Annotated in this window: 21 protein-coding genes; 18 read left to right on the top strand and 3 right to left on the bottom strand. The window is 72.2% G+C overall.

The window, feature by feature from the left end; translation table 11 throughout:
- The first annotated feature begins 681 nt into the window (after nt 1-681).
- From ABIH81_RS27575 to ABIH81_RS27525, 11 genes are all read left to right on the top strand, one after another.
- Nucleotides 682-1,299 carry a hypothetical protein gene (locus ABIH81_RS27575; protein WP_349881218.1) on the top strand — a complete coding sequence of 206 codons (618 nt, stop codon included), beginning with the start codon at nt 682-684 and terminating at the stop codon, nt 1,297-1,299.
- Between the two features lie 146 nt (nt 1,300-1,445).
- Complete coding sequence (locus ABIH81_RS27570) at nt 1,446-1,907, top strand: DUF948 domain-containing protein (RefSeq protein ID WP_043324962.1); 462 nt, start codon at nt 1,446-1,448, stop codon at nt 1,905-1,907.
- Nucleotides 1,908-1,939: 32 nt separating this feature from the next.
- Nucleotides 1,940-2,245, top strand: a complete 306-nt coding sequence (locus ABIH81_RS27565; protein WP_013285491.1) for a hypothetical protein — start codon at nt 1,940-1,942, stop codon at nt 2,243-2,245.
- Nucleotides 2,242-4,923, top strand: coding sequence for an alanine--tRNA ligase (alaS, locus tag ABIH81_RS27560; protein ID WP_349877811.1), 2,682 nt, complete (start codon nt 2,242-2,244; stop codon nt 4,921-4,923). The genes ABIH81_RS27565 and alaS overlap by 4 nt, the downstream gene beginning before the upstream one ends.
- 184 nt (nt 4,924-5,107) lie before the next feature.
- On the top strand, nt 5,108-5,569 hold the full coding sequence (gene ruvX, locus ABIH81_RS27555; RefSeq protein ID WP_128138093.1) for a Holliday junction resolvase RuvX: 462 nt from the start codon (nt 5,108-5,110) through the stop codon (nt 5,567-5,569).
- Complete coding sequence (mltG, locus tag ABIH81_RS27550) at nt 5,566-6,768, top strand: endolytic transglycosylase MltG (protein WP_349877810.1); 1,203 nt, start codon at nt 5,566-5,568, stop codon at nt 6,766-6,768. The genes ruvX and mltG overlap by 4 nt, the downstream gene beginning before the upstream one ends.
- On the top strand, nt 6,768-7,592 hold the full coding sequence (locus ABIH81_RS27545; protein WP_349877809.1) for a shikimate dehydrogenase: 825 nt from the start codon (nt 6,768-6,770) through the stop codon (nt 7,590-7,592). The genes mltG and ABIH81_RS27545 overlap by 1 nt, the downstream gene beginning before the upstream one ends.
- A gap of 225 nt (nt 7,593-7,817) precedes the next feature.
- Nucleotides 7,818-13,985: an RHS repeat-associated core domain-containing protein gene (locus ABIH81_RS27540; RefSeq protein WP_349877808.1), complete on the top strand. Its 6,168-nt coding sequence runs from the start codon at nt 7,818-7,820 to the stop codon at nt 13,983-13,985.
- A gap of 30 nt (nt 13,986-14,015) precedes the next feature.
- On the top strand, nt 14,016-14,516 hold the full coding sequence (locus ABIH81_RS27535) for a hypothetical protein (protein ID WP_349877807.1): 501 nt from the start codon (nt 14,016-14,018) through the stop codon (nt 14,514-14,516).
- 180 nt (nt 14,517-14,696) lie between these two features.
- Nucleotides 14,697-15,875: a chorismate synthase gene (gene aroC / locus ABIH81_RS27530; RefSeq protein WP_349881217.1), complete on the top strand. Its 1,179-nt coding sequence runs from the start codon at nt 14,697-14,699 to the stop codon at nt 15,873-15,875.
- Between the two features lie 55 nt (nt 15,876-15,930).
- Nucleotides 15,931-16,440 (top strand): shikimate kinase, encoded by a 510-nt coding sequence (locus ABIH81_RS27525; RefSeq protein ID WP_091424298.1) that lies wholly within the window; start codon nt 15,931-15,933, stop codon nt 16,438-16,440.
- Nucleotides 16,441-16,693: 253 nt separating this feature from the next.
- Here ABIH81_RS27525 and ABIH81_RS27520 read toward each other — a convergent pair whose 3' ends face one another.
- Both ABIH81_RS27520 and ABIH81_RS27515 read right to left on the bottom strand, forming a co-directional pair.
- Nucleotides 16,694-17,494: a cytochrome c oxidase assembly protein gene (locus ABIH81_RS27520; protein ID WP_349877806.1), complete on the bottom strand. Its 801-nt coding sequence runs from the start codon at nt 17,492-17,494 to the stop codon at nt 16,694-16,696.
- A complete protein-coding gene (locus tag ABIH81_RS27515; protein ID WP_349877805.1) occupies nt 17,491-18,033 on the bottom strand; it encodes a DUF2243 domain-containing protein in 543 nt (180 codons plus the stop codon). Before ABIH81_RS27515 ends, ABIH81_RS27520 begins: the two co-directional genes overlap by 4 nt.
- Before the next feature lie 92 nt (nt 18,034-18,125).
- Here ABIH81_RS27515 and aroB point away from each other — a divergent pair, with 92 nt between their 5' ends.
- The 4 genes from aroB to nusB are packed head-to-tail and all read left to right on the top strand — an operon-like array spanning nt 18,126 to nt 20,681.
- Nucleotides 18,126-19,202, top strand: coding sequence for a 3-dehydroquinate synthase (aroB, locus tag ABIH81_RS27510; protein WP_349877804.1), 1,077 nt, complete (start codon nt 18,126-18,128; stop codon nt 19,200-19,202).
- Nucleotides 19,199-19,648, top strand: a complete 450-nt coding sequence (gene aroQ / locus ABIH81_RS27505; protein WP_349877803.1) for a type II 3-dehydroquinate dehydratase — start codon at nt 19,199-19,201, stop codon at nt 19,646-19,648. The genes aroB and aroQ overlap by 4 nt, the downstream gene beginning before the upstream one ends.
- 41 nt (nt 19,649-19,689) lie before the next feature.
- Nucleotides 19,690-20,247 carry an elongation factor P gene (gene efp / locus ABIH81_RS27500; RefSeq protein ID WP_013285503.1) on the top strand — a complete coding sequence of 186 codons (558 nt, stop codon included), beginning with the start codon at nt 19,690-19,692 and terminating at the stop codon, nt 20,245-20,247.
- A gap of 23 nt (nt 20,248-20,270) precedes the next feature.
- Nucleotides 20,271-20,681: a transcription antitermination factor NusB gene (nusB, locus tag ABIH81_RS27495; RefSeq protein WP_349881216.1), complete on the top strand. Its 411-nt coding sequence runs from the start codon at nt 20,271-20,273 to the stop codon at nt 20,679-20,681.
- A gap of 62 nt (nt 20,682-20,743) precedes the next feature.
- Here nusB and ABIH81_RS27490 read toward each other — a convergent pair whose 3' ends face one another.
- Nucleotides 20,744-21,232: a helix-turn-helix domain-containing protein gene (locus ABIH81_RS27490; protein ID WP_013285505.1), complete on the bottom strand. Its 489-nt coding sequence runs from the start codon at nt 21,230-21,232 to the stop codon at nt 20,744-20,746.
- Between the two features lie 286 nt (nt 21,233-21,518).
- On the opposite strand from ABIH81_RS27490, the gene pyrR reads away from it, so the two are divergent.
- The 3 genes from pyrR to ABIH81_RS27475 are packed head-to-tail and all read left to right on the top strand — an operon-like array spanning nt 21,519 to nt 24,300.
- Complete coding sequence (gene pyrR, locus ABIH81_RS27485; protein ID WP_349877802.1) at nt 21,519-22,103, top strand: bifunctional pyr operon transcriptional regulator/uracil phosphoribosyltransferase PyrR; 585 nt, start codon at nt 21,519-21,521, stop codon at nt 22,101-22,103.
- Entirely contained in the window at nt 22,100-23,026 is a 927-nt protein-coding gene (locus tag ABIH81_RS27480; RefSeq protein ID WP_349877801.1) for an aspartate carbamoyltransferase catalytic subunit, read from the top strand. The genes pyrR and ABIH81_RS27480 overlap by 4 nt, the downstream gene beginning before the upstream one ends.
- Entirely contained in the window at nt 23,023-24,300 is a 1,278-nt protein-coding gene (locus ABIH81_RS27475; protein ID WP_349877800.1) for a dihydroorotase, read from the top strand. Before ABIH81_RS27480 ends, ABIH81_RS27475 begins: the two co-directional genes overlap by 4 nt.
- The last annotated feature ends 37 nt before the right edge of the window (nt 24,301-24,337 follow it).

The raw sequence follows: 24,337 nt of genomic DNA, 5'->3' as shown, positions 1-24,337 counted from the left end.
CCCGGTGTCGCGCCCGCTCCCGGACCGGCCGGTCCCGGTCCGCGCGGCGACGTCGAACGCACGGGTGGGATTCCGGGCGGTGTTGGGCGCCCCGGTGGTGGCCCGGCCGGTCCGGCCGGACCTGGTCCCCGTGGCGATGTGGAGCGCACGGGCGGGATTCCGGCCGGCGGCGGCCGTCCCGGTGGTGGCCCCGCCGGTCCCGGCCCGCGTGGCGACGTCGAACGCACCGGTGGGATGCCGGTCGGTCCGGGCCGCCCCGGCGGCGGTCCGGCCGGACCCGGTGGTGACGGGCGCGGGGTGGCACGCCCCGACGACACCCGGCCCGGTGCCGGGCCTCGTCCGCCGGTGGCGCCCGGCGTCCGGGGACCGGCAGGCGACGGGCCGGTGCCGCCCGGTGCGCCGGTGACCGCCCGCGCGGCAGCCGGCGTGTCCCGCCCGGTCGCGCCGGACGAGCGGACCACCGGACGTGCGACGCCACCCGGACCGGAGCCGGACCGGCCCGGACCGGGCATCGCGGCGGCACCGGCGGCGGCCCGGGCGGCTGTGGTCGTACCCCCGGGGGAGCCCGCGGGGCCACGGCCCGCAGCGGGCGGCACATCACGGCCCGGCGGTCCCGGACGGGACGACAGCGGCGCGGAGGCCGGCGGCCTGCGCGGCGCCCGGTCCGAGCTGCGCCGGCAGATGCGCGAGCGCACCCGGCTGCGGCTGGGCATCCTCGCCCTGGTCAGCCTCGTGCTGCTGGGTGCGGTGCCGCTCTACTTCGGCATGCGTACGCTCAGCCGCGACCCGGTCTTCGACACCCTCGACGCGCTCGCCGTGCCCGCCTGGGCACAGAGCAACACGGTCGACAACGTCAGCGGCAGCCGCTGGTGCCTTCAGGACTGCCGCCTGCGTGAACGGTCGGTCGAGTCGGAGCAGGGGTGGAAGGAGACCGTCGCGGTCTACGAGAAGGCGCTGGCCGGGGACGGGTGGCGGCGCTGGAAGGTCGACCGCTGCCCGGACGAGAAGGTCCCGGGCAGCTACACCTGCTGGCGCCGGGACGAACTGACGCTCGACCTGTGGGTACGCGACCGCACCTGCACGCCCCCGCCGGTGGACGGTGCGCCGGCGCCGACCGCACCGGCCACGCCCGCAGCGGCGGAGTGCACCGGTTCGTTGGTGTCGGTGAAGGTGCGCAACGCGATCGACGACGAGCGCACCGGACCGACGCCCACCACCGATCCGTCACTCACCGGTGAGGATCCGTACCCGACCTTGACCGACGACCCGCTGGGCGAGGCGACCCCCTCACCGTCGTGAGCCGACTTTCATCACGGACGGTAGGGTCTGGGGCTGGCACGCCCGTCCGTGCCCGGTGACCGGGTCGGCGTGGCGCGAAGTGGGTAGGTACGGTCGCGCGTTCCGGGGCGTCGGGTTCCGGGACACTGCTTGAGGAGGACGTGCGCGTGAACGGTAGCGAGGTCGCTTGGCTGGTCCTGGCCGGCGCGTTCCTGATGCTGGTGCTCGTGCTGGCGGTGCCGATCCTGCGGCTGCGGCACACCGTGGACGCGACGACCCGCATGATCAACGAACTCAACGACCGCACCGCGCCGCTGCTCGGCGACGTGAACACCACGGTGAAGAACGTCAACGTGGCGCTGGAGCAGGTGCAGACCTCGCTGGACGGGGTGAACCTCCAGCTCGCCAAGGTGGACACCATGACCAGCCACGCGCAGAACGTCACCGCGAACGTGGCGAACCTGGCCACCGTGGTCTCCGCCGCCGCCGCGAACCCGCTGGTCAAGGTGGCCGCGTTCGGGTACGGCGTGCGCCGCGCCGCCTCCGCCCGCCGGCACGCCGAGACTGAGCGCGAGGTGCGCGACACGATCAAGCAGCAGCGTCGCGCCGCCAAGCGCGGCAACCGCTGACCCCGACCGGCGTACGCGGGAAGGATGAGAACATGAGGCGGTTGTTCTGGCTGGGCATCGGCCTGGCCGTGGGCGTCCTGGTGGTGCGCAAGGCCACCCGGACGGCGCAGGCGTACACCCCGGCCGGCATCGCCAGCGGGCTGTCCGAGTCCGCCGGCGGTCTGGTCGAGTCGCTACGGGCGTTCGTGGACGACGTCCGGGTCGGCATGGCCGAGCGTGAGCAGGAGATCCACGAGGCCTTCGCCCGCGGCGAGGTGTACGACGACCAGTTCGCCGAGCTGCGGGAGGACCCGCGGATCGGTGACCGAGAGATTTTCCCGGAGGACCACCAGCGATGAAGACGGCGGAGATCAAGCGGCGGTTCCTCGCCCACTTCGAGGCGAACGGGCACACCGTGGTCCCGTCCGCTCCGCTGCCCGCCATCAGCGACCCGAACCTGCTGTTCATCAACGCGGGCATGGTGCAGTTCGTGCCCTACTTCCTGGGCCAGCAGACCCCGCCGTACGCGCGGGCGACGAGCGTGCAGAAGTGCATCCGGACGCCGGACATCGACGAGGTCGGCAAGACCAGCCGGCACGGCACGTTCTTCCAGATGAACGGCAACTTCTCCTTTGGTGACTACTTCAAGGACGGGGCGATCCCGCTCGCCTGGGACCTGTCCACCAAGCCGGTCGAGGCGGGCGGCTTCGGGCTGGACCCGGAGCGGATCTGGGCGACCGTCTACCTGGACGACGACGAGGCGTACGACATCTGGCGTGCCACCGGCGTGCCGGCCGAGCGGATCGTGCGCCGCGGCAAGGCCGACAACTTCTGGTCGATGGGCATTCCCGGCCCGTGCGGCCCGTGCTCCGAGCTGTACTACGACCGTGGCCCGGCCTACGGCCGTGAGGGTGGCCCGGAGGTCGACGAGGACCGCTACCTGGAGTTCTGGAACCTCGTCTTCATGCAGTTCGAGCGCGGTCCGGGCGCCGGCAAGGAGGACTTCCCGATCCTCGGCGACCTGCCGGCGAAGAACATCGACACCGGCATGGGCCTGGAGCGGATGGCCTCGCTGCTGCAGGGCGTGGACAACCTCTACGAGATCGACGAGGTCAAGCCGATCCTGGACCGGGCGGCCGAGCTGACCGGCAAGCGGTACGGCGTGCACTCCGGTCACGCGGCGAACGAGTCGCACCCGGACGACGTACGGCTGCGGGTGATCGCCGACCACGTGCGGACCTCGCTGATGCTCATCGGCGACGGCGTGACCCCGTCGAACGAGGGCCGGGGTTACGTGCTGCGGCGGATCATGCGCCGGGCGATCCGGGCGGTGCGGCTGCTGGGTTACTCCGACCGGGCGCTGCCGGAGCTGCTGCCGGTGGCCCGCGACTGCATGGCGCCGTCGTACCCGGAGCTGGCCGAGGACTTCGGCCGGATCTCCCAGTACGCGTACGCCGAGGAGGACGCGTTCCTGGCCACGCTGCGCGCCGGCACCACGATCCTGGACACCGCCATCGCCGAGACCAAGTCGGCCGGGAAGGCCGCCCTCTCCGGTGACAAGGCGTTCCAGCTGCACGACACGTACGGCTTCCCGATCGACCTGACCCTGGAGATCGCCGCCGAGCAGGGCCTGCAGGTCGACGCGGAGGGCTTCCGCCGGCTGATGGCCGACCAGCGCAGCCGGGCCAAGGCCGACGCGCAGGCCCGCAAGACCGGGCACACCGACGTCTCGGCGTACCGGTCGGTGCTCGACGGCGGCGGACCGGTCGAGTTCACCGGCTACACCGAGCTGAGCCGGGAGTCCCGGGTGCGCGCGCTGCTGTCCGGCGGCGCCGCGATCCCGGCAGCGGTCGAGGGGGACACGATCGAGCTGGTGCTCGACACCACCCCGTTCTACGCCGAGGGCGGCGGGCAGCAGCCCGACCAGGGGCTCATCACTGTCGGCGGCGGCCAGGTCGAGGTCTTCGACGTGCAGCAGCCGGTGCCCGGCCTGATCGTGCACCGGGCCAGGGTGGTGCGCGGCGAGGTGCGCTCCGGCGAGACCGGGTACGCCGAGATCGACGTGTCCCGCCGCCGGGCGATCTCCCGCTCGCACACGGCGACGCACCTGGTGCACCAGACGATGCGCAACTTCCTCGGCGAGTCGGCGACCCAGGCGGGTTCGCTGAACGCGCCGGGCCGGCTGCGGTTCGACTTCAACACCCCGACGGGCGTCGCGCCGAGCGTGCTGCACGACGTCGAGCAGCAGGTCAACGAGGTGCTGCTGGCCGACCTGGAGGTGCACGCGTTCGTCACCAGCCAGGAGGAGGCCCGCCGGATCGGGGCGATGGCCCTGTTCGGCGAGAAGTACGGCGAGCGGGTCCGGGTCGTCGAGGTCGGCGACTACGCCCGCGAGCTGTGCGGCGGCACGCACGTGGCCCGGTCCGCCCAGCTCGGCCTGGTGAAGATCCTCTCCGAGGCGTCGGTGGGTTCCGGGGTACGCCGGATCGAGGCGCTCGTGGGCATGGACGCGTTCGGCTTCCTGGCCCGCGAGCACCTGCTGGTGTCCCGGCTGGCCGAGCTGTTCCGGGTGCCGGGGGAGCAGGTCGCCGACCGGGTGGAGCAGACGGTCACCCAGCTGCGCGACGCGGAGAAGGAGCTGGAGAAGCTGCGCGCCCAGCTCGTGCTCGGCGGGGCCGGTGCCCTGGCGGCGCAGGCGAAGGACGTGCGCGGCGTCGCGTACGTCGGCACCGAGGCGCCGGAGGGCGCGGCCGCGAACGACGTGCGGACCCTCGCCCAGGAGATCCGGGGCCGGATCGACGCGGCCCGCCCGGCGGTGGTCGCGGTGGCCGCCCGGGCCAACGGCAAGGCGTCCCTGGTGGTGGCCGTGAACCAGGCCGCCCGGGGCCGGAACCTGAGCGCGAAGGATCTGGTCAAGGCCGCGTTCTCCGGCCGGGGCGGCGGCAGCGACGACCTGGCCCAGGGCGGTGGGCTGCCCGCGACGGAGGCGCCGAACCTGCTGGTCACCGTCGAGCGGGCGGTCGCCGACGCGGCATGAGCGAACGCACCGAGCGGAGCGAGGGCCGTGAGGGCATGCCCAGCCGGCACGGCATGAGCGAACGCACCGAGCGGAGCGAGGGCCGTGAGGGCATGCCCGGCCGGCACGGCATGAGCGCAACGATCGACGCCAGGGCGGATCACCCGGTCCGCCCTGGCCCGTACCGGCGGGGAGGTGTCCGCCCGTGACCGAGCTGTCCCGTGGCGTCCGGCTGGGTGTCGACGTCGGCCAGGTCCGGGTGGGGGTGGCCCGTTGCGACCCGCACGGCATCCTCGCCACGCCGCTGGTCACGCTGGCCCGTGACCTGACGGCGGAACCGGACGCGGTGCCCGCCGACATGGCCGAGCTGGTCCGGCTCGCCGCCGAGCACGAGGCGGTGGGGATCGTGGTCGGGCTGCCGGTCAACCTCGCCGGAAAGCACGGCCCCGCGGCGGCGAACGTATCAGCATATGCCAGCCGATTGGCTGATGTAATGAGGCCGATTCCGGTGACGCTGACGGACGAGAGGATGTCTACCGTCGTCGCGAGTCGTAGGCTGGCCGAACGGGGCGTCCGGGGAAAGCGCCAACGAGCGGTGGTCGACCAGGCCGCCGCGGTGGAGATTCTGCAGAGCTGGCTGGACGCACAGCGGAGGCGGACGCAATGATCGACGACCTTGATCTGGGCTTCGACGAGCAGGACAGGGGGGACAAGGGCCGGCACCGGCGCGGCGCGGTGCGCCGGCGCCAGGGCAGGTCCGGCGGCGGCCGGGGCAAGACCCTTCTCGCGCTCGCGCTCGCGCTGGTCCTGCTGGGCGGCATCGGCGGCGGTGCGTTCTACGGCTTCGACCGGGTCCAGAGCTACTTCGTCACCCCCGACTACGAGGGCTCCGGCACGGGCGAGGTGACCGTCGAGATCAAGCAGGGCGCGCTGATCGCCGACATGGCCGACGCGCTCGTCGCGGCCGACGTGGTGAAGAGCACGAAGGCGTTCATCGAGGCCGCCGAGGAGAACTCGCGCAGCAAGAACATCCAGCCCGGCACGTACAAGCTGCGCAAGCAGATGAGCGGTGACGCGGCGGTCGCGGCGATGCTGGACCTCAAGAACAAGATCGTCAACGGGATCACCATCCCCGAGGGCCTCACCGCGAAGACGGTCTACAAGCGGCTCTCCGAGAAGACCGACATCCCGGTCAAGGACTTCGAGGCCGCGGCGAAGGACCCGGAGGCGCTCGGCGTACCGGACTGGTGGTTCAAGCGCTCCGACGGCAAGAAGGTCAAGCCGTCGATCGAGGGCTTCCTGTACCCCGACACCTACGAGATCCCGCCGAAGGCCACCGCCGAGACCGTGCTCAAGCTGATGGTGGACAACTTCCTCACCGTCACCTCTGGCATGCAGTACGCCGAGAAGGTGCAGAAGGACCGCGGCGGCATCACCCCGTACGAGGCGCTGATCGTCGCGTCGCTCGCGCAGGCCGAGGCCGGCAACAAGGCCGACCTGGGCAAGGTCGCCCAGGTGGCCTACAACCGGGTCTACAAGGGCAACTTCGACTGCGGCTGCCTGGAGATGGACGTCACTGTCAACTACTACCTGGAGCTGACCGGGCAGCCGACCAAGGCGTCCAAGGACATGACCTCTGCCGAGCTGGACAATCCGAAGAACCCGTACAACCGCAAGCTACGCGGCCTCATCCCCACCCCGATCAACAACCCGGGCAAGGACGCCCTGCAGGGCGCGCTGAGCCCGCCGCCGGGCAAGTGGCTCTTCTTCGTGGCGATCAGCAAGGACGGGCGCTCCGCGTTCGCCGAGACGTACGCCGAGCACCAGCGCAACGAGCAGAAGGCGCGCGAGGCCGGAATCATCTGATGGCCGATCCCCGCCGCGCCGCGGTGATCGGCAAGCCGATCGCCCACTCTCTCTCCCCGGTGATCCACACCGCCGGGTACGCAGCGGCCGGGCTGACCGGCTGGTCGTACACCCGGATCGAAGCCGGCGCCGACGAACTGCCCGGCCTGGTCGCGGGCCTCGGCCCCGAGTGGGCCGGGCTGTCGGTGACCATGCCGGGCAAGGAGGCGGCGCTCGCGCTGGCCGACGAGGTCTCGCCGGTCGCCGCCGCGGTCGGCGCCGCCAACACGCTGGTACGCCGGCCCGACGGCACCTGGTACGCGGACAACACCGACGTCACCGGCATGGTCGAGGTGCTCACCGGCGCCGGCTGCGTGGCCGGGGCGGTGGTCACCGTGCTCGGCGCGGGTGGCACCGCCCGGGCGGCCATCGCGGCGGCGGCCCGGATCGGGGCGGCCGAGGTGACTGTGGTGGCCCGCCGCCCGGAGGCGGTCGACGAGCTGCGCCCGGTCGCGGAGGCGGCCGGCGTGCCGCTGGCCGCCGCCGAGTGGGACGGTGCGCCCGCCCACGCCCGCGCCGATCTGGTGATCTCCACGGTGCCCAGGGGCGTCGCCGACCCGCTGGCCGACAACTTCGACTGGCGGCCGGAGTCCGTCTTCTTCGACGTCGTCTACGACCCGTGGCCCACGCCGCTCGCGGCGGCGGCGCTCGCCGCCGGCTGCCGGGTGGTCTCCGGGCTGGACCTGCTGCTGGCCCAGGCGTTCGGCCAGTTCGAGCAGTTCACCGGCGTTGCGGCACCGGTGGAGGCGATGCGCGCCGCGGTGGCGACCGACCGTCGCCACTGAGCCTCGGCGGCTCCGGCAGGCTCACGGATCGTGATCGCCGGTTCCGGCCCGCGAGAGTCCGGGCTGGTCGGAGGTATTGATGACCGTCATCCCGCGGTGACGGAAAATCATGATTGACGTTTGTCTCTTACCGACCGTAGCGTTCCCCCCACTATCAGCCCTAGTTCACGGGGGAGGGCCCTGGTGGCTCCTGCGCACGTGCGAAAAGTCCCACCACTGTCCACAATGGACAGAGCGGTCGGATCCAGGTGGGGACGGGCGGCTGTCGCCGCGCTGGCCGCCACCATGGCGATGACGCTCTCCGACGTTCCGCTCCGGCGGGCGGAGGCGGCGCCCAAGCCCAAGCCGGCCGAGGCGCTGGAACGGCCCGACGAGATGGCGGCGCTGATCACCGCCCGGATGACCGGCCGAGACGTCCGCATCACCGGCATGACCACCGAGTCCGCCGAGTACATCGCCCATCCCAACGGGCAGATCGAGGCGACCGTCCACGCGGGTCCGGTGCGGATGCGGCAGAACCAGAAGTGGGTGCCGATCGACCTCAGACTGCAACCCGCCGCCGACGGCTCCGTGCAGGCGGTGGCGCACCCGCTGGATCTGCGGATCTCCGGCAAGCGTTCCGGGGCGGGCGAACTCGCCGCGGTCGGCGCCGGCGACGGCCGGTTCGCCCTCGGCTGGCCGGGTGCCCTGCCCACGCCGGTCCTCGACCAGAACCGCGCCACCTACCCCGAGATCGCGCCCGGGATCGACCTCGTGGTCGAGGCGACCCGGACCGGCTTCTCCCAGTACCTCACCGTCAAGAGCCGCGACGCGGTGGACCGCCTGCCCTCGCTGGCGCTGCCCCTGACCGGCAAGGGGCTCGCCTCGTTCACCCAGGACTCGGCGGGTGGCCTGACGCTGCGCAATGCCAAGGGCAAGCCGCTGGCCACCGTCCCGGCCCCGCAGATGTGGGACGCCCGGCGCGCCCCCGGCTCGGAGGAGCCGACCCGGCGCACCATGGTCCGGACCAAGGCGGAACGGCCCGCGGCGGCGAACCGCGGCGCGGCCACGAACGGGCTCACCATGCGGTTGCAGCCGGACCTGGCCTGGCTGAAGGACCCGGCCACCCAGTATCCGGTGACCATCGACCCGCAGGTCAACCCGCTCTACACCTCCTTCGACACGTACGTGAAGGAGGGCGACAACGTCGACCGCGGCGGGGCGAACGACCTCCACGTCGGCCTGCTGGCCGGCACGCCCAACGTCAAGTCCCGGGCCTTCGTGCACTGGCCGGTCTCCGCCCTCTCCGGCAAGCAGATCACCTCGGCGACCGTCTACTTCTGGAACTTCTGGTCCCACACCTGCACCGCCACCTCCTGGGAGATCTGGAGCACCGGCGCGGCCTCCTCGGCCACGCGCTGGGGCACCCAGCCGACCTGGATCCAGAAGGAGGCGACCTCCACCCAGACCAAGGGCTTCTCGTCGGCCTGTAACGACGGATGGGTGAGCATCAGCGGGACCACCTTCTTCCAGCGGGCCGCCACGGCCGGGCAGTCGACCGCCTACATGGGCGTGCGCGGCACCGACGAGACGACAACCAACAGCTTCAAGCAGTTCCGCTCCCGCAACGCGGCCGACAGCAGCCAGGTTCCGTACGCGGTCGTCACGTACAACTCGTACCCGACGGTCGGCACCCGATCCACGGTGCCGTCGACCGCCTGCGTCACGGGCACCTCGCGGCCCACCGTCAACACCGCCACCCCCCAGCTCAAGTCGGTCATCTCCGACGGCGAGGGCTCGACCGTGAAGGCCGAGATCGAGTGGTGGACGCTGACCGGCACCGCCAAGCTGGGCAGCACCGTCACCGCCACCGCCGCCTCCGGCAGCACCTTCGGCGCCATCGTGCCGGCCGGCGTGATGACCAACGGCTCGTCGTACAAGTGGCGGGTCCGCGGCAACGACGGCACCGTCAACGGCAACTGGTCGTCGTTCTGCGAGTTCACCGTGGACACCTCGATCGGCGCGCCGCCGCTCGTCAGCTCCACCACCTACCCGGAGAACGCGTGGGGCGGTGACGCGAACGTCGCCGGCAACTTCACCTTCGACCCGAACGGTGTCGCCGACGCCGCCGCCTACGAGTACAGCCTCGACGTGTCGCCGCCGAACAAGGTGGTCAACGCCCCGTCTCCGGGTGCTCCGGCAACCGTGAGCATCAAGCCGCTCACTCCCGGCTGGCACAACATCTGGGCACGCACGCGGGACTCGGCGGGCAACGTCACCGCCTTGCGCAGCTACCCGTTCAAGGTCGGCTCCGGCTCACAGGACTCGCCGAAGGCCGGCGACATCAGCGGGGCGAAGGTCGCGCTCGCCTCGACCGCCGCGCCGTCCTTCGCCGACGTCACCTACCAGTGGCGGCGGGCCGGCTCGGACGGTTGGGTCACCATCCCGGCAGGTCACGTCACCTACGCCGTCGGGGGTGGGCCGGTCACCTGGCCGGTCACGCTCGCCAGTGGCATCGCGCCCAAGCTGAACTGGGACGTCGCCGCCACGCTCGCCTCGGTGGACGCGGCCGGCATCCCGCGCGACGGGCCCGTTCAGGTCCGGCCCTACTTCAACCTGAACAACTACGGGGCGCCGGCGGACCAGGTGAAGTTCACCTTCGACCGTGACCTCGCCTCCGCCGCCTCCGCCGAGGTGGGCCCCGGCTCGGTCAACCTGATCACCGGTAACTACCAGATCACCACGTCCGACGTCGCGGCCGGCGGACTGGCCGTCTCCCGTACCCTCAACAGCCGCCAGCCACTCGGCCTCGACCCGCTCTTCGGTCCGGGCTGGGTGTCCGGCCTGGTGGTGTCCGACGCGGAGGCCCCCTACACCAGGCTGACCACCCACGGCAGTCTGGCCCAGGTCCACCTGCCGGACGACTCGTCCATCGGCTTCACCAAGGTCGACGGCGCCGGCGTCAACTACGAGCCGCAGGTCGGCGCGGAGTCCTACAAGCTGACGTTCGCCTCGGCCACGAGCACCTTCACCCTCTCCGACGACAAGGGGAACGTGGTCACGTTCACCCGGACCGCGACGGACCCGGCGAACGTCTACACCCCCACCGCGGTCACGCCGCCGGGCTCGGGCAACGCCACCACCTACTCCTGGGAGAAGGTGACGCTGGGAACCAGCGACGTCATGCGGCCGACGCGTCTGCTGGCCCCGGTGCCAGCCGGCGTCAACTGCGCCACGCTGGTGCGCGGCTGCCAGGCCCTGACCTTCACCTACGCCACCGCGACCACGGCCACCGGGCTCGGCGACGGTCAGTGGGGTGACTACCTCGGCCGGGTGAAGCAGATCTCCTACACCGCCTGGGATCCCGACCTGTCCACCCCGGCGATGCGGACCGTCGTGCTGGCCCGCTACACCTACGACAGCAGCGGCCGGCTGCGGAGCTTCGCGGACCCCCGGCTGGACTACACCGACGGAAGCGGGTCGCACACGCTGCGCACCGTCTACTTCTACGACTCGAACGGCATCATCGTCTCGCTGACCCCGCCGGCTCAGCAGCCGTGGCAGTTCTCGTACACCACGACGCCGAGTGACCCCGGCAAGGGCCGGCTGCACAAGATCACCCGGTCGGCGTTGACCGCGGGGACCTCCGTGCAGACGGTCGTCTACCAGGTGCCGACGTCCGGCGCGGGCGCGCCGCACGACCTGTCCGGCACGCAGACCGCACGGTGGGCGCAGAGCGAGCCGCCCACCGACGCCACAGCCGTCTTCCCGGCCTCGCAGGTGCCGACCGGTGACCCGGCGACCGGCACGCTGCCGGGCTCCTACGAGCGGGCGACGGTGCTGTACCTGGACGCGAACGCGCGCATGGTGAACGTGGCCGAGCCGAACGGGCAGATCACCAGTACGTCGTACGACCAGTACGGCAACGCAGTGCAGGAGCTGTCCCCCGGCAACCGCCGGCGGGCGCTGGACGCGTCACCCGGCGACGCCGCCGGCGCCGAGGCGCAGATCGCGGCGAGGCTCGCCAGCGTCAGCGTCTACTCCACCGACGGGCAGCGGCTGCTGGAGACCTTCGGCCCGGAACATGACGTGATGCTCGCCTCCGGCACTGTCGTGCGGGGCCGGCAGCACACCCGGCGCACCTACGACGAAGGGGCGCCGAGCAGCGGCGGGCCGTTCGGCCTGCTGACCACCGAGCAGGTGTCGGTCAGCTACGTGAACGCCGGCCAGACCGTGGACGCGGACAGCCGCACGACGACCACGGAGTACGACTGGACGCTGCGCCAGCCGGTCAAGACGACAGTCGATCCGGACGAGCTGGACCTCGTCACGCGCACCGGCTACGACGCTCAGGGCCGCGTGATCAGCACCACGACCCCGGCCGGTGGCAGCACGGACACCACGCCGGCCACCCGGCTCGTCGTCTACTACACGGCGGCGGCCAACAGCACCCACACCGAGTGCGGCAACCGGCCGGAGTGGCACGGCCAGGTCTGCCGTACCCAGACCGGCGGCCAGCCGGAGAGCGGCCCGGAGGTGCCGGTCACGGTCACCACCTACGACATGTACGGGCAGTCGCGCGTGCAGTCGACGAAGACCGGGTCGGGTGAGCTGCGGCGGACGGAGATCACCTACGACGCCGCCGGTCGCCAGCGGGAGAACTCGGTGACCGCCGCGGGTCTGGGCACCGCCCTGGAGAAGCGGCGCACCGTGTACGACCAGGCCACCGGCCAGGCCGTGCGGACCCAGACGGTGAACGCGTCGGGCGCGGTGACGGCCGAGGTGATCCGGGCGTACGACAGCCTGGGCCGGATGACGTCGTACACCGACTCCGACGGCACCGTCACCACCAGCACCTTCGACATCGCCGGACGGCCCGCGACGGTGAACGACGGCAAGGGCACCCGCACCTACACCTTCGACGGCGGCAGCGAGCGACGTGGCCTGCCGACGTCGGTGGCGGACAGCCAGGCCGGCACCTTCACCAGCACCTATGACCACGACGGAAACCCGGTCAGCCAGACCTGGCCGAACGGGCTCGTGGTCGGCCACACCACCGACGAGAGCGGCGCGGCCAGCGGCATCACCTACACCAAACCGGGCTGCGGCCAGGCCGACTGCACCCTCTACACCGAGACCGTCGTCTCCAGCGTCCACAACCAGTGGCGCAGCCGGACCTCGACCCTGTCCGCGCAGACCTACACCTACGACGGCGCCGCCCGGCTCACCGGCGTGGCGGACACCGTGGCCGGTCAGTGCACCACCCGCAGGTACGAGTTCGACGCCGCCACGAACCGCACCAACCAGGTGGCGTACGGGCCGGGGGCGGGCGGCGTGTGCCAGGCCACCACTGTCGGCACCGCCCGGGAGTGGAGCTACGACAGCGCCGACCGCACCAGCGGTGCCGGCTACACCTACGACGCCCTGGGTCGCACGCTGACCCAGCCGGCCGCCGACTCGGCGGTCGCCGGCGGCTCCGGCAGCACCATGGCCTACCACGTCAACGACATGGTGCGCAGCATCACCAAGGGCACGCGCACCACCACCTACACGCTGGACGTCATGTCCACCCGGATCCGCTCCTGGACGGACACGGGTGACGGCCTGACCAGGATCAACCACTACAGCACCGACGGGGACAGCCCGAGTTGGACCGATGAGGGCGGCGGCAACCACTCCCGCGCCATCGGCGGACTGGCCGGAATCGCGGGCCTGTTCACCAACGCCACCGGTGTCGCGTGGCGGATCACCAACCTGCACGGCGACCTCGTCGCCGGAATGACCGAGACCGGTGCGGGACTGGCCTACACCAGCGAGTACGACGAGCACGGCAACGCCCGTAACCCGGGCGACGCCGGCACCCGGCGCTACGGCTGGCTCGGCAGCCACCAGCGTGCCGCCGACACCCCCGACGGATCGATCCTGATGGGATCCCGGCTCTACAACCCCAGCACCAGCCGCTTCCTCTCCACCGACTCCGTCTACGGTGGCAACGCCAACCCGTACGAATACGCCACCGGCGACGCGGTGAACAAGGACGACCTCTCCGGGAACCTGTCGTGCTGGCGTACCAGTCTCAGCACCCGCAAGTGGTACTACTGGTGGGGCACGTGGGGCGGGTACCGCGTCGACTGGCGGTTCACGTGCTACATCTCGAACTGGGACGTGAAGTTCCTGACCAGATGGGGCTTCGCGTACGCCATCATCGGCGCGATCGCGGGCGTCTTCTATCCGCCGGCGGGGGCTGCGTTCGCCGTCGCGGCCGGTGCCATCGCCTGGATCGTGTGGGAGTACTACGAGTCGTGCACCCGGCGCCGCGGGGCGTACATGAAGGGTTACTTCCGCTGGTGGGTGAACCGGAGCTGGAAATTCCAGCACGGTTACGGTTGGCTCACCTCCAAGTTCTGTGCTTAGGCCAGGCGCGGATTCCGGAGAGGCAGGCAGATGGACGCGGTAGTGGATGTTTGGTTGGCCGGCCGTACGGCCGGGCAGTTGACGCCTCCGCCACGGTCACTCACCGACGGCAGTGAAACGTTCGCCACGGTGCGCGCCTGCTCCCTGGGGCGGTTCGGACCGGGCCGGGCGGCGGTCAGCCTTCCGGTCGACACGGCAACCGGCAAGCGGCTCGCCCTGTCCTGCCGGATGGAGGCGATGTGGAGGCGTGCGGTGTTTCCGGCGGTTCTCGTCGCGGCGGCTGTGCTCGTCGTCCTGTTCGTCGTCGACTCCGTGCGCGACGACTCGCGGAACGCGAGCCTGCTGCTGCTGGTCGCGCTCGGTCTGGCGGTCGCGGTGCTGACCGGAAGGTTGGTGCTGAATCTGCTGCGCTCACGGCATCATCCCGAAGAGGTGAGGGGTGACGTCTACATTCGTGGCGTCGACCGCCAGGCGGCCGAGATCTGGGCCGGCCTCAACCCGGCAGGTGCCGTAAAGATCATCGACGGATGACGATCCCAGTCGTTCGGAAATGAACAGCCCTGGGTGGGTGCCGCACCGGCGCCCACCCAGGGCGTGTTCGACTGCGATCGGCTCGCCGGGGCGGGCTGGGGCGACGACACCGATGTCCGCAGGGCGGGACGCGGTGGGCGCAGCACCGGTGAGGCCACGGCGCGTGACAGACTGACCGTCGTGTTGCGCTGGCTGACTGCAGGTGAATCGCACGGACCCGCCCTCGTCGCGCTGCTGGAGGGCGTACCCGCCGGCATCGAGGTGACCACCGGGGAGATCTCCGGCGAGCTGGCCCGGCGCCGGCTCGGCTACGGCCGGGGCGCCCGGATGTCGTTCGAGCAGGACGAGGTCGAGATCATCGGCGGGCTGCGGCACGGGGTGACGCTCGGCAGCCCGGTGGCGATCCGGGTCGGCAACTCCGAGTGGCCCAAGTGGCGCACCGTGATGGCCGCCGACCCGGTCGATCCGGAGGAACTGGCGAACCAGGCCCGCAACGCGCCGCTGACCCGTCCCCGTCCGGGCCACGCCGACCTGGCCGGCATGCAGAAGTACGGGCACGCCGACGCCCGGCCGATCCTGGAGCGCGCCAGCGCCCGGGAGACCGCCGCCCGGGTCGCTGTGGGCACCGTCGCCAAGGCGCTCGTGCGTCAGGCGCTCGGCGTCGAGATCGTCTCGCACGTGGTCGAGCTGGGTCCGGTGGCGGTCAAGCCGGGTCTGCGCCCCACCCCGCAGGACGCCGCGCGCATCGACGCCGACCCGCTGCGCTGCCTCGACGCCGAGGCCAGCGCCCGGATGGTCGCCGAGGTCGACGCCGCGAAGAAGGCCGCCGACACGCTCGGCGGCGTGGTCGAGGTGCTCGCGTACGGGGTGCCGCCGGGCCTGGGCAGCCACGTGCAGTGGGACCGCAAGCTCGACGCCCGCCTCGCCACCGCGCTGATGTCGATCCAGGCGATCAAGGGCGTGGAGATCGGCGACGGCTGGCAGCAGGCGCGTTCCCGCGGCTCGGAGGCGCACGACGAGATCGTGCCCACCGCGACCGGCGTGCGGCGGATCACCGACCGGGCCGGTGGCCTGGAGGGCGGCATCACCACGGGTGAGCCGCTGCGGGTGAAGGCGGCGATGAAGCCGATCTCGTCGCTGAACCGGGCCCTGGCGACCATCGACGTGACCACCGGCGAGCCGGCCACCGCGATCAACCAGCGCTCGGACGTGTGCGCGGTGCCGGCGGCAGCGGTGGTGGCCGAGGCGATGGTCGCGCTGGTGCTGGCCGAGGCGGCGGTGGAGAAGTTCGGCGGCGACTCGGTCGCCGAGATGCGCCGCAACCTGAACGGCTACCTCGACAGCCTGGTCGTCAAGTGAGCGCGAGGAACGCAGCGCAGCGGAGTCCCGCAGTCGCGAACGAAAGGTGGCAACGATGAGCACCCGGCCGGTCTGCGTGCTGGTCGGGGCGCCCGGCTCCGGCAAGACCACTGTCGGCACGGCGCTCGCCGAGGCGCTCGGCGTCGGCTTCCGGGACACCGACGCCGACATCGAGAACCTCGCCGGCAAGCCGATCCCGGAGATCTTCGTGGACGAGGGGGAGGAGCACTTCCGTACCCTCGAACGGGCTGCCGTGGCGGCGGCGCTCGCGTCGCACGCGGGCGTGCTCGCGCTCGGCGGCGGCGCGGTCCTGGCCGAGGAGAACCGGGCCGCGCTGATCGGCCACACGGTGGTGCACCTGTCGGTGGAGCTGCCCGACGCGCTCAAGCGGGTCGGTCTCGGCGCCGGCCGGCCGCTGCTCGCGCTGAACCCGCGCGCCACGCTCAAGCACCTGATGGACCAGCGCCGCCCGCTCTACGCCGAGGTGGCGACCGCGACTGTGGTCACCGACGGGCGTACGCCGCAGGAGCTGGCCGCGGAGATCGCCGCGCTGCTCAAGCCCTGACACCCGCCACGTCGCGTTCCGGCTCCCGGCTCCCCCGGTGGAACGCCGTGGGTGTCTCGTGGGCGTCGTGGCACCCGTGGCGTTCCAGTCGGCGTGGATGACGTGGGTGGGTGGAACGCCGTGGGTGTCTGGTGGGCGTTGTGGCACCCGTGGTGTTCCAGTCGGCGCGGATGCCGCGGGTGGGTGGAACGCCGTGGGTGGGTGAGGTGGCGTGCCGGCCAGGGCCGGCCGGTGCCGGCGCGGGGTGGGCCGGTCAGGCGTTGGCCGCAGCGGCCCCGGTCGCCCGGCGTCCGGCCCGGCGGCGAGGGCTCCGCTCCGGTCGCCAGGTGGCGAGCAGCGCCAGCGCCAGCGCGATCTCGGCCAGGTCGCCGAGGTAGTACATGAGCGTGGCTCCGGCCCGCAGTTCGGCGGCGGTGGCCGGCACGTCCACGAACAGCCCGGCGTAGAGCAGCTGGGCGATGGTGGCGTGCGCGGCCACGCCGACCCCGATCAGCACCAGCCGCACCGGTACGCGCGGGCGGTGCGGCCCCGGATCCGGGCCGGCGATCGACCAGGCGAACAGGCAGCCGCTGAGCAGGAAGTGCAGGTTCACCAGCGTGTGCAGGACCGGGCTGTCCAGGCTGGCCCGGTACAGCGGGGTGAGGTAGAGCAGCCAGAGCCCGCCCGCGGTGAGCAGCAGGCCGGTCACCGGATGGCCGAGCACCCGCGCGACCGGATGCCGCAGCAGGTGGACCAGCCTCCGGCCGGTACGCCGGTCCAGCGTGCGCAGCAGCAGCGTGACCGGGGCGCCGAGCACCAGCGCCAGCGGCGCCAGCATGCCGATCAGCAGGTGCTGCCACATGTGCCCGACGAAGTCCCCGGCCGGCCACAGCAGCCCGGCCGTCAGCAGCAGCGCGCCCAGCCCGAAGCTCGCCGTGCGGGCGTGCGGCCAGCCCGGCCCGGCGGGGTCGCGCAGCCGTAGCGCGGCGGCCAGGTACGCCCAGAACAGCGCCACCGGGATCAGCGCGGTTACCGGGAAGCCACCGGCGGCGTGCCCGGCATGGGCCACTGTCACCGGCGCTCCGGCGCGCAGAGGTCCACGGCGCGGGCGCGGCGCTGGATCGCCCAGCCGACCGCGATCAGCACCACGCCGAGGGCGAGGAAACCGAGATCCCACCAGAGCTGGTGCGGGCCGCTGCGGACGTGGTGGATGCCGAGCAGATGGTGGTCGATGACGCCCTCGACCAGGTTGAACAGGCCCCAGCCGATCAGCGCCCAGCCCCAGAGCATCGGCGAGCGCCACAGCCGGCCCCGGGAGTGTGTGACCCGGGCGTAGAGCAGGGCCAGCCCGGTCAGCACCGCCACCCAGGTGACCACGTGGAACAGGCCGTCCCAGAGCGTGTTCATCTGCAACCCGGGCACCGTGTCCACCGGGTACTCCCGGACGCCGATGCGGTCGCTGCCGGTGCTGCTGAGCAGGTGGTGCCACTGGAGCACCTGGTGCAGGACGATGCCGTCGACGAAGCCGCCGAGCCCGACGCCGAGGATCGTGGCGGGCAGCCGGATGCTCGTGGCCGATTCCGGCCGGGTCGCGTGCTCTGTCGTCTCGCTCATTCCGCCCGCCCTACCCGCTGCGTGGCCGGACAAACACCCAGCCAGTGGACAGTCGCCGCGCGAGGGCGGTGCGCTGGACTAGGCTGCCCGCGATGGACGAGGTGACCCGGATCCCGGTCGGCGGCGAGCGGCCGTACGACGTGCTGGTGGGACGTGACCTGCTGGACCCGCCGCCCCGGCTGCTGCCCGGCGCCGAGCGGGTGGCCTTCCTGCACGCGCCGCCGCTCAAGGCGCTCGCCGACCGGCTCGCCGACGGCGTCCGCGAGGGCGGCGTGACGCCGCTGCTGATCGAGGTGCCGGACGCGGAGGCGGGCAAGCACGTTGACGTGGCCGCGGCCTGCTGGGACCGGCTCGGCGACGCCGGGTTCACCCGTACCGACGCGGTGGTCGGGGTGGGCGGCGGCGCGGTCACCGACCTGGCCGGGTTCGTCGCGGCCACGTGGCTGCGCGGCGTGCGCTGGGTGCCGGTCGCGACGTCGCTGCTCGGCATGGTCGACGCCGCCGTGGGCGGGAAGACCGGCATCAACACGGCCGCCGGCAAGAACCTGGTCGGCGCGTTCCACCCGCCGGCCGGTGTGCTGGCCGACCTGGCGACGCTGGACAGCCTGCCCCCGGCCGACCTGGCGGCCGGGATGGCCGAGGTGGTCAAGTGCGGGTTCATCGCCGACCCGGTCATCCTCGACCTGGTCGAGCGGGATCCGGCCGCCGCGCTGGACCCGGCCGGGCCGGTGCTGCGGGAACTGGTCGAGCGCGCGGTCCGCGTGAAGGCCGACGTGGTCGCCGGGGACCTGCGCGAATCCGGGGTACGCGAGGTGCTCAACTACGGGCACACGCTGGCGCACGCGATCGAGAAGGTGGAGGGCTACCGCTGGCGGCACGGTCACGCCGTGGCGGTCGGCCTGGTCTACGCGGCCACGCTGGCCCGGCTCGCCGGCCGGCTCGACGCGGCCGACGCCGAGCGGCACCGCCGGGTGCTGACCGCGCTCGACCTGCCCACCGGCTACCGGGCCGACGCCTGGCCGGACCTGCTGGCCGCGATGCGGGTGGACAAGAAGGCCCGGGGCAGCCGGCTGCGGTTCGTGGTGCTCGACGGGCTCGCTCGCCCGGCGATCCTGGAGGCGCCGCCGGACGACCTGCTCGCCGCCGCGTACGAGGAGATCAGCTCGTGAGGGTGTACGTGCTGAACGGGCCGAACCTGGGCCGGCTCGGCACCCGCCAGGTCGACGTGTACGGGGTGACCAGCTACGCCCAGCTCGTGGCCGACTGCGAGCGGCACGGCCGGGAGCTGGGCCTGGACGTGGTGGTCCGGCAGACCGACGCCGAGCACGAGATGCTCGCCTGGCTGCACGAGGCGGCCGACGAAGCGGCAGCGGTGGTGCTCAACCCGGCCGCCTGGTCGCACTACTCGATCGCGGTGCGGGACGCCTGCGCGATGCTGCGCGGCCCGCTGGTCGAGGTGCACATCTCCAACATCCACGCCCGGGAGGAGTTCCGGCACCACTCGGTGGTCTCCGCGGTGGCCACCGGGGTGATCTGCGGCCTGGGCGTGGACGGCTACCGGCTGGCCCTGCACCACCTGGCTCAGCGTGCGAGTCCGATTCGACAGGGCGAGTAGACTTGCACGGTCTGTCCGCCAATTGATGATCAAGGCAGGAAATGGCCACCACCAACGACCTGAAGAACGGCCTGGTACTCAACCTGGACGGCGAGCTGTGGGCCGTCGTCGAGTTCCAGCACGTCAAGCCCGGTAAGGGTGGTGCCTTCGTGCGCACCACGCTGAAGAACGTGCTGTCCGGCAAGGTGGTCGACAAGACCTTCAACGCGGGCACCAAGGTCGAGACCGCGACCGTCGACAAGCGCACCATGCAATACCTCTACGCCGACGGCGAGGACTACGTCTTCATGGATCTGGAGACGTTCGACCAGATCACCGTCCCCGGCGGCACCGTCGGCGAGGCCGCCAACTACCTCCTCCCCGAGGCCGAGGCGACCGTCGCCACCCACGAGAGCGTGCCGCTGTACATCGAGCTGCCGACCTCGGTCGTGCTCGAGGTCACCTACACCGAGCCGGGCCTGCAGGGCGACCGGTCGACCGGCGGCAACAAGCCGGCCACCGTCGAGACCGGCGCCACCGTGCAGGTGCCGCTGTTCATCACCACCGGTGAGAAGATCAAGGTCGACACCCGCGACGGCCGTTACCTCGGCCGAGCCTGATGGCCGAGGGCCCCAAGCAGCAGATGCCGGCGCGCCGCAAGGCGCGCAAGCGGGCGCTGGATGTGCTCTTCGAGGCCGACCTGCGGGACCGCCCGCCGGTCGAGGTGCTCGCCGGTTACCTGGAACGGATCGAGCAGCCGCGCCCCGCCCACCTCGGCTACGCGGTCGGGCTGGTCGAGGGCGTGGCGGCGCACCTCGACCGGATCGACGAGACGATCGCCAGCTACGCCGAGGGGTGGACGCTGGAGCGGATGCCCGTGGTCGACCGCAACCTGGCCCGGATCGCCGTGTACGAGCTGCTCTACGTCGACGAGATCGACGACGCGGTGGCGATCAGCGAGGCCGTGGAGCTGGCCCGGCAGATGTCGACCGACGACTCGCCCCGGTTCCTCAACGGCATCCTCGGCCGGATCGCCGAGTACGCCACGCGCTGACGCGCCGCAACGACGAAGGGCCCGTGCCAGCCGGCACGGGCCCTTGTCGTCGTACGGGGGTGTCAGGACGCGAAGAACGCCCGCGGGTCGGCGACCAGCACGCCGTGCTCGGTCAGCCGCTCGATCAGGCCCGACGGCGAGGCGTCGTAGACGATCGCGAGGGCGCGCAGGTCGTCGGCGCGGATCGAGAGCACCCGGCCGTTGTAGTCGCCGCGCTGCTGCTGGATGGCGCGCGCGTAGCGGGCCACGTACGCGAGATCCTCGGAGGCCTCGTCGTAGAGCCGCTCCAGGTCCAGGACGATCTTGCTGGTGGGCTCGTGCCGCACCCCGCTGCCGTCGGGCAGCAGCTCCGAGACGGGAACGCGGTAGAAGTCGGCCAGCTCCGCCAGGCGGGACACGGTGACGGCGCGGTCGCCGCGCTCGTACGAGCCGACCACCACGGCCTTCCACCGCCCGTTCGACTTCTCCTCCACCCCCTGCAGGGACAGGCCCTGCTGCTGGCGGATGGAGCGCAGGCGGGCGCCCAGCGACTTGGCGTATTCAGAGGGCATTCGGACACTCCCAGTGCTGTTCGGGTTCCCCGAGCTATCGCTACGGAGCGTGACGGTACGGGGATTGCGACATGTGGTCAAGTGTTGCCGTGCACCGGGTCCGGCACCCACGTGTGGCTTGTCCCTATTTCTCCGGGCTGACCAGCAGGTCAGGACCGGCGGCGGGCGGCCCGGTGACCGCTGGTAACGTGGCGTGAAGCCCCGGTCCGGGCCCCGCGCGGGCCTGCCGGAGCCGACCAGACGTCCTTTAACGACCCGTCCCGTGAGGCGGGGAAGGAGGTCCGCCGTGGCCTACCCACCGGCTGCCCACTCGTCGCCGCCGCGACAACCCTCGGTGAAGGTGATCCTCGCCGCAGCGGACGTGTCGCGGGTGGTCGACCGCATCGCCCACCAGATCCTGGAGAAGACCCAGGGCGCCGCCGACACCGTGCTGCTCGGCATCCCCACCCGGGGCGTGCCGCTGGCCCACCGCCTCGCGGCCCGGATCAGCACCTTCGAGGACGTCACAGTCCCGGTCGGCGTGCTCGACATCACGCTCTACCGCGACGACCTGCGCCGGCACGCCACCCGCGCGGTCGGCCCGACCGACCTGCCCACCGGCGGGATCGACGGCAAGCGGGTGATCCTCGTCGACGACGTGCTGTTCTCCGGCCGCACCGTGCGGGCCGCGCTGGACGCGCTCAGCGACGTCGGCCGGCCGGCCTCCGTGCAGCTCGCGGTCCTGGTCGACCGCGGCCACCGCCAGCTGCCGATCCGCGCCGACTACGTCGGCAAGAACATCCCCACCGCGCTGGCCGAGAACGTCAAGGTCACCCTCGCCGAGACCGACGGCACAGACGAGGTCAAGTTGTACGGGGGTACACCCGCATGATCCGGCACCTGCTCTCCGGCGCCGACCTGGACGCCGGCACCGCCACCCTGGTCCTGGACACCGCCGCGGAGATGGCGACGGTGGCCGGTCGCGAGGTCAAGAAGCTGCCCGCGCTGCGCGGGCGCACCGTGGTCAACCTCTTCTACGAGGACTCCACCCGCACCCGGATCTCGTTCGAGGCGGCCGCCAAGCGGCTCAGCGCCGACGTGATCAACTTCTCCGCCAAGGGTTCCAGCGTGGCCAAGGGGGAGAGCCTGAAGGACACCGCGCTCACGCTCCAGGCGATGGGCGCGGACGCGGTGGTCGTCCGGCACCCCGCCTCCGGCGCACCGCACCGGCTCGCCGAGTGGGTGGACGGATCGGTGGTCAACGCCGGTGACGGCACCCACGAGCACCCGACCCAGGCGCTGCTCGACGCGTACACGATGCGGTCCCGGCTGGGCCGCCTCGACGGCCTGCACGTGGCGGTCGTCGGCGACGTGCTGCACTCCCGGGTGGCCCGCTCCAACGTGCTGCTGCTGTCCACGCTCGGCGCGAAGGTCACCCTGGTCGGCCCGCCCACGCTCATCCCGGTCGACATCGCCGCCGCCCTGGCACCCGGCACCGACGTCTGTTACGACCTCGACACCGTTCTCCCAGATGTGGACGTGGTGATGATGCTGCGGGTGCAGCGCGAGCGGATGGGTGACTCCTACTTCCCGTCGGCCCGCGAGTACGCCCGCCGCTACGGGCTCGACGGCCCGCGCATGCGCCGGCTGCCCGAACACGCGATCGTCATGCACCCCGGCCCGATGAACCGGGGCATGGAGATCACGCCCGAGGTGGCCGACTCGCCCCGCTCCACCATCGTCGAACAGGTCGCCAACGGGGTCTCCGTGCGGATGGCCGTGCTCTACCTGCTGCTCGGAGGGAACAACCGGTGACCGCGTACCTCATCACAGGCGTCAGCATCGTCGGCGGCGAGCCGACCGACCTGCTCATCCGCGACGGCGTGGTGGCCGGGACGGGCCGCGGGCTCGCCGCGGGCGACGCCACTGTCATCGACGCGACCGGCCTGGTCGCGCTGCCCGGCCTGGTCGACCTGCACACCCACCTGCGCGAGCCCGGCCGGGAGGACGCCGAGACGGTCGAGTCCGGTTCCCGGGCGGCGGCACTCGGCGGCTACACGGCGGTGTGCGCGATGGCGAACACCTCCCCGGTCGCGGACACCGCGGGAGTGGTGGAGCAGGTCTGGCGCCTCGGCCGGGAGGCCGGCCTGGTCGACGTGCAGCCGATCGGGGCGGTCACGGTCGGGCTGGCCGGCGAGCGCCTGGCCGAGCTGGGCGCGATGGCCGACTCGGCGGCCGGGGTGCGGATCTTCTCCGACGACGGGCACTGCGTGTCGGACCCGCGGCTGATGCGCCGGGCGCTGGAGTACGTCAAGGCGTTCGACGGCGTGATCGCCCAGCACGCCGAGGAGCCCCGGCTGACCGAGGGCGCGCAGATGCACGAGGGCGAGGTGTCCACCCGCCTCGGCCTGACCGGCTGGCCGGCCGTCGCCGAGGAGGCGATCATCGCCCGGGACGTGCTGCTGGCCGAGCACGTCGGCAGCCGGCTGCACGTCTGCCACGTCTCCACCGCCGGCAGCGTCGAGGTGCTGCGGCAGGCCAAGGCGCGCGGGGTACGGGTCACCGCCGAGGTGACGCCGCACCACCTGCTGCTGACCGACGCCAAGGCGGAGAGCTACGACCCGGTCTTCAAGGTCAATCCGCCGCTGCGTACCGCCGCCGACATCGCCGCGCTGCGGGAGGCACTGGCCGAGGGCGTGATCGACATCATCGCCACCGACCACGCGCCGCACGCCGTGGAGGACAAGGAGTGCGAGTGGGCGTACGCCCGGCCGGGCATGCTCGGCCTGGAGACGGCGCTGTCGATCGCGCTCGACGTGTTCGGCCCCCGCTGGGATCTGATCGCCGAGCGGATGTCCCGCACACCGGCCCGGATCGCCGGGCTGGCCGGGCACGGCCTCGACCCGGCGCCCGGCGTACCGGCCAACCTGACCCTGGTCGATCCGGCCGCCCGCCGCGTCATCGAACCGGCGGAGCTGGCCAGCCGTAGTCGCAACACCCCGTACGCCCGCATGACGCTGCCGGGTCGCATCGTGGCGACCTTCCTGCGCGGCGAGCCGACGGTTCTGGACGGAAAGGCTGTCAGGTGAGCGCGAGGAACGTAGCGAAGCGGAGTCCCGCAGTCGC

The sequence above is a fragment of the Micromonospora sp. HUAS YX12 genome, from assembly GCF_040215685.1.
Classification (GTDB): Bacteria; Actinomycetota; Actinomycetes; order Mycobacteriales; family Micromonosporaceae; genus Micromonospora; species Micromonospora tulbaghiae.
Note: the sequence above shows the minus strand (reverse complement) of the source record. Positions and strands in the feature narration are given on the sequence as shown.

Bases quoted from the DNA above. Each gene is read 5' to 3' on its own strand.
- ABIH81_RS27540 (WP_349877808.1), top strand. From the start codon at position 7,818: ATGGACAGAGCGGTCGGATCCAGGTGGGGACGGGCGGCTGTCGCCGCG.
- aroB (WP_349877804.1), top strand. From the start codon at position 18,126: ATGGACGAGGTGACCCGGATCCCGGTCGGCGGCGAGCGGCCGTACGAC.
- alaS (WP_349877811.1), top strand. From the start codon at position 2,242: ATGAAGACGGCGGAGATCAAGCGGCGGTTCCTCGCCCACTTCGAGGCG.
- ABIH81_RS27490 (WP_013285505.1), bottom strand. From the start codon at position 21,232: ATGCCCTCTGAATACGCCAAGTCGCTGGGCGCCCGCCTGCGCTCCATC.
- ABIH81_RS27535 (WP_349877807.1), top strand. From the start codon at position 14,016: ATGGACGCGGTAGTGGATGTTTGGTTGGCCGGCCGTACGGCCGGGCAG.
- ABIH81_RS27575 (WP_349881218.1), top strand. From the start codon at position 682: ATGCGCGAGCGCACCCGGCTGCGGCTGGGCATCCTCGCCCTGGTCAGC.
- ABIH81_RS27480 (WP_349877801.1), top strand. From the start codon at position 22,100: ATGATCCGGCACCTGCTCTCCGGCGCCGACCTGGACGCCGGCACCGCC.
- ABIH81_RS27515 (WP_349877805.1), bottom strand. From the start codon at position 18,033: ATGAGCGAGACGACAGAGCACGCGACCCGGCCGGAATCGGCCACGAGC.
- ABIH81_RS27565 (WP_013285491.1), top strand. From the start codon at position 1,940: ATGAGGCGGTTGTTCTGGCTGGGCATCGGCCTGGCCGTGGGCGTCCTG.
- efp (WP_013285503.1), top strand. From the start codon at position 19,690: ATGGCCACCACCAACGACCTGAAGAACGGCCTGGTACTCAACCTGGAC.
- nusB (WP_349881216.1), top strand. From the start codon at position 20,271: ATGCCGGCGCGCCGCAAGGCGCGCAAGCGGGCGCTGGATGTGCTCTTC.
- ABIH81_RS27545 (WP_349877809.1), top strand. From the start codon at position 6,768: ATGGCCGATCCCCGCCGCGCCGCGGTGATCGGCAAGCCGATCGCCCAC.
- ABIH81_RS27525 (WP_091424298.1), top strand. From the start codon at position 15,931: ATGAGCACCCGGCCGGTCTGCGTGCTGGTCGGGGCGCCCGGCTCCGGC.
- mltG (WP_349877810.1), top strand. From the start codon at position 5,566: ATGATCGACGACCTTGATCTGGGCTTCGACGAGCAGGACAGGGGGGAC.